We start from the raw sequence: 4,388 nt of genomic DNA, 5'->3' as shown, positions 1-4,388 counted from the left end.
ACGGCGACATCCGCCGCAGCTGGGCCGAGACCTATGCCCGCTGCCGTCGCCTGGCATCCGCCCTCAGCCGCCACGGCATAGGCACCGGCGACACCGTCGCGGCCATGCTGCCCAACATCCCGGAAATGCTGGAAGCGCACTTCGGCGTGCCGATGACCGGCGCCGTGCTCAACGCCCTCAACACCCGCCTGGAGCCGGAGGCGCTGGCCTTCATGCTGCAGCACGGCGAAGCCAGGGTGCTGATCACCGATCGCGAGTTCTCGGCGGTCATGGCGCAGGCGCTGAAGCAGGTCGGCGAGCAGCGCATCCTGGTGATCGATGTCGACGACCCGGTCTACGACGGTCCGGGCGAGCGCATCGGCAGCACCGACTACGAAAGCTTCATCGCCGCCGGCGACCCGGACTTCGCCTGGCAGCTGCCGGGCGACGAATGGGATGCGATCGCGCTCAACTACACCTCCGGCACCACCGGCAACCCCAAGGGCGTGGTCATCCACCATCGCGGCGCCTATCTGAACGCGACCAGCAACCTGCTGTCGTGGGGCATGCCGCAGCACGCCATCTACCTGTGGACGCTGCCGATGTTCCACTGCAATGGCTGGACCTTCCCGTGGGCCATGGCGCTCAACGCCGGCGTCAACGTCTGCCTGCGCAAGGTCGATCCGGCGCTGATCTTCCAGCTCATCCGCGAGCACGGCGTGACCCACATGTGCGGCGCGCCCATCGTCTACGGCATGCTGATCAATGCGCCGGCGGCGCTGCGCGCAGGCATTTCCCACACCATCCAGGGCCAGGTCGCCGGCGCCGCGCCGCCCGCCGCCATCATCGAGGGCTGCGAGAACGCCGGCATCGCCATCCGCCATGTCTACGGCCTGACCGAGGTCTACGGGCCGTCCGCCGTGTGCGCACCGCAGGATGGCTGGGACCAGCTGCCGATCGGCGAACGCGCCCGTCTCAACGGCCGCCAGGGCGTGCCCTACCATCTGCAGGAAGCCACCACGGTGGTCGATCCGGAAACGCTGCTGCCGGTGCCCGCCGACGGCGAGACCATCGGCGAGGTGGTGTTCCGCGGCAACATCGTCATGAAGGGCTACCTGAAGAACGCCAAGGCCACCGACGAGGCCTTCGCCGGCGGCTGGTTCCGCACCGGCGACCTCGGCGTGCTGGAGCCGGACGGCTACGTGAAGATAAAGGACCGCAGCAAGGACATCATCATTTCCGGCGGCGAGAACATCTCCAGTCTGGAGGTCGAGGAGGTGCTGTACCGGCACCCGGCCATCCTGACCGCGGCCGTGGTGGCCAAGCCGGATGTGAAGTGGGGCGAGGTGCCCTGCGCCTTCGTCGAGCTGCGCGAGGGCATGACACCCAGCGAGAGCGAGGTGATCGCGTTCTGCCGCGAGCACCTGGCCGGCTTCAAGGCGCCGAAGGCGGTGGTGTTCGGGAGCATTCCCAAGACCTCGACCGGCAAGCTGCAGAAGTTCGTGCTGCGCCAGCAGCTGCAGTCGGCGACCGCGATCGCCTGAGCGCAGCCGGCACGGCTCGTGTCGGTTCCGCTTCGCAGGGCCCGCCATCCGGCGGGCTTTTTCATGGCGGGCGTGGCCGGCGTGGCGAAGACCGGTCGCGGTCCGCGTCGAGCCGGTTCGTGGTCCCCGGCCGGCGGCTCAGGGCACGAAGCCGATGTGGCGCATGAAGCTGCGCATGGCGCGCAGGTAGCGGCCCTGGTCGAGGTGGATGAGGTGGTTGCCGGGGAACCAGTGCAGGCGGCAGCGCTTCCAGTGCTCCCAGAGCAGGCGGGTGTGCTTGGGCGGCGCGAAGCGGTCGCCGGCGCCGGCGATCAGCATGAGCCGGTTGTGCGGCAGCAGCGGCTTGTAGCTGAGCGCCGATTGCACCGCCACCGAGGCACGCGCCTCTTCGATGCTGATATCGCCCAGCTTCAGGCCGGCGCGCACGATCCAGCCGGCCGGGAACCACTCCAGCATGATGTCCATGATGCTCACCACCGGCACGTTGGGAATGGCGCAGGCCAGGCGGTCGTCGACCGAGGCCAGCAGCGCCGAGGTGTAGCCGCCGAGGCTGATGCCGGTCACGCCCATCTGCGGCACCCCGCTGTCCTCCAGGTGGTCCATGAACACGCGGATGTCGTGGATGGCGTGCGCCATGGTCTCGTTCATGTGGCAGAAGCCGTGCGAGAACCAGCCGTGGCCGCTGTAGGGCGAGGTCTTCTCCTGGCGGCGGCCGTGGAACGGCAGTGTCACCAGCAGGATGTCGTAGCCCAGCTTGTAGAACCAGGGCAGGGCGAGGAAGCGGCTGTTGAGCCAGTACGGGTCGGCGGTGAAGCCGTGGATGGCGATCAGCGTCGGCCGCGGCCGATCGCCGTGGCGCCAGTGCTCGGCCCAGGCCGTGCGGTTGCGGCGGAAACCCAGGTAGTGCTCGCGCAGCGCCGGGTTCACCGGTTCGAAGGCGCTGTCGAACGACAGCACGTCGACCTCGCCGACCGGCGGGCGGTAGTCCAGCAGGCCGGGCTGGTGCCGGCGCATGACCACGCCGCGCGCGGGGCGCCGGTAGAAGGCGGCGGCATCGCCGGCCTCCGCCAGGCGCTGGTAGAGGCCACGCTGCTCGCGGTCGAGTGTCACCAGCGAAGGGCGCAGGGTGGTGGGAATGGCGCAGAGGCCGGCCAGGGTCGCCAGCCCGGTGCGCAGCGCGAGGTCGACGCGCGCGGTGGCCTGCACCATGACATGGGCTTTGGCATCGAGGTCGAAATGGTCGCTGCGTGCCGGGAAGTCTTCGGGCAGGTGCCGCCACCAGGGCTGCCCGGTGATCACCGGGCCGGCATGGCGGTAGGTCTGGTTGGCGACGCGGGAGACACGCTGGGCGGGGGAGACCATGGACTGTCCTTCTTGTTCTGTGCGGCCAAGTTAGCGACCGCCCGGTCACATGACAAGTGTCGTCATGTAGGTCTTTGGTGTCGATGGCCGCCCACCCGCCATCGACACCTGATCACCATGATGCCCTTGGGCGCGACCCCACCCATCCGGTACGATACGGGGTCACCAACAGACCGGGATGGAAACGGCATGGGTTATCAGGTACTGGCGCGGAAATACCGCCCGAAGCGCTTCCAGGAGCTGGTCGGGCAGGATGTGGTCGCGCGCGCCCTGACCCACGCCCTGGAGCAGGACCGCCTGCACCACGCCTACCTGTTCACCGGCACCCGTGGCGTCGGCAAGACCACCATCGCGCGCATCCTGTCGCGCTGCCTGAACTGCGAGACCGGTGTCAGCGCCAATCCCTGCGGCGTCTGCTCGACCTGCCGCGAGATCGACGAGGGTCGTTTCGTCGACCTGATCGAGGTCGACGCCGCCTCGCGCACCAAGGTCGAGGACACCCGCGAGCTGCTCGAGAACGTGCAGTACGCGCCGACGCGCGGCCGCTACAAGGTCTACCTGATCGACGAAGTCCACATGCTCTCCGGGCACTCCTTCAATGCCCTGCTGAAGACGCTGGAGGAACCGCCGCCGCACGTGAAGTTCCTGCTCGCCACCACCGACCCGCAGAAGCTGCCGATCACCATCCTGTCGCGCTGCCTGCAGTTCGCGCTCAAGCCGATGACGCCCGAACGCGTCGTCGGCCATCTGCAGCAGGTGCTGCAGCAGGAGGGCATCGCGGCCGAGGAGGGCGCGCTCTGGCTGCTTGCCCGCGGTGCCCAGGGTTCCATGCGTGACGCCCTGTCGCTGACCGACCAGGCCATCGCCTTCGGCCACGGCAGCCTGCGCGAGGATGAAGTGCGCGCGCTGCTCGGCAGCATCGACCGCGACCTGGTGTTCCGCGTGCTCGACGCCATCCACGCCGGCGATGCCGGGGTGCTGTTGCGCGTGGTCGCCGGCATGGCCGAGCAGAGCATCGACTTCGCCGGCGCGCTGGCGGAAATGATCACCGTGCTGCATCGCTTGGCGGTGGCGCAGGCCGTGCCCGAGGCCATCGACAACGCCGAAGGCGACCGCGACCGCCTGCTGGCGCTGGCGTCGGCGATCACCGCCGAAGACCTGCAGCTCTACTACCAGATGGCCCTGCACGGGCGCCGCGACCTGCCGCTGGCTGTCGATCCCCGTGCCGGTTTTGAAATGACCGTGCTGCGCATGTTGGCCTTCCGCCCGCAGGTGCCGGGTGCCCGCAGCGGTGGCGGCTCTCCGGCGGCGGGCGCGCGTGGCGCCGGTGGTGCGGCGGTGACCGGCGGAGAGGGCGGGGTGTCCGCTGCCCCGGCGCCGGCAGCCGCCGCGCCCGTGCCGGTCGCTGCCCCCGCAGCGGAGCGCGTGTCTCCGGTTCCGGCGTCTGCCGTGCCCGCCCGGGATGTGACCGCGCCTGTGACCGAGCCACGTCCGATGGCGCAG

Annotated in this window: 3 protein-coding genes; 2 read left to right on the top strand and 1 reads right to left on the bottom strand. The window is 69.5% G+C overall.

Annotated elements, in window-relative coordinates:
• Nucleotides 1-1,523: acyl-CoA synthetase (locus C5O18_RS06845; protein ID WP_105192647.1), on the top strand; the 1,523-nt coding region annotated here is incomplete at its 5' end.
• 138 nt (nt 1,524-1,661) lie between these two features.
• Here C5O18_RS06845 and C5O18_RS06840 read toward each other — a convergent pair.
• Entirely contained in the window at nt 1,662-2,885 is a 1,224-nt protein-coding gene (locus tag C5O18_RS06840; protein ID WP_105192645.1) for an alpha/beta hydrolase family protein, read from the bottom strand.
• A gap of 189 nt (nt 2,886-3,074) precedes the next feature.
• Here C5O18_RS06840 and dnaX point away from each other — a divergent pair.
• A partial coding sequence (gene dnaX / locus C5O18_RS06835; RefSeq protein WP_146089253.1) for a DNA polymerase III subunit gamma/tau occupies nt 3,075-4,388 on the top strand: 1,314 nt, incomplete at its 3' end.

This window comes from Amnimonas aquatica (genome assembly GCF_002943415.1).
Lineage (GTDB): Bacteria > Pseudomonadota > Gammaproteobacteria > Pseudomonadales > Moraxellaceae > Perlucidibaca > Perlucidibaca aquatica_A.
The sequence above is the reverse complement of the archived record's forward strand: the minus strand, read 5'-3'. Positions and strand labels throughout refer to the sequence as shown.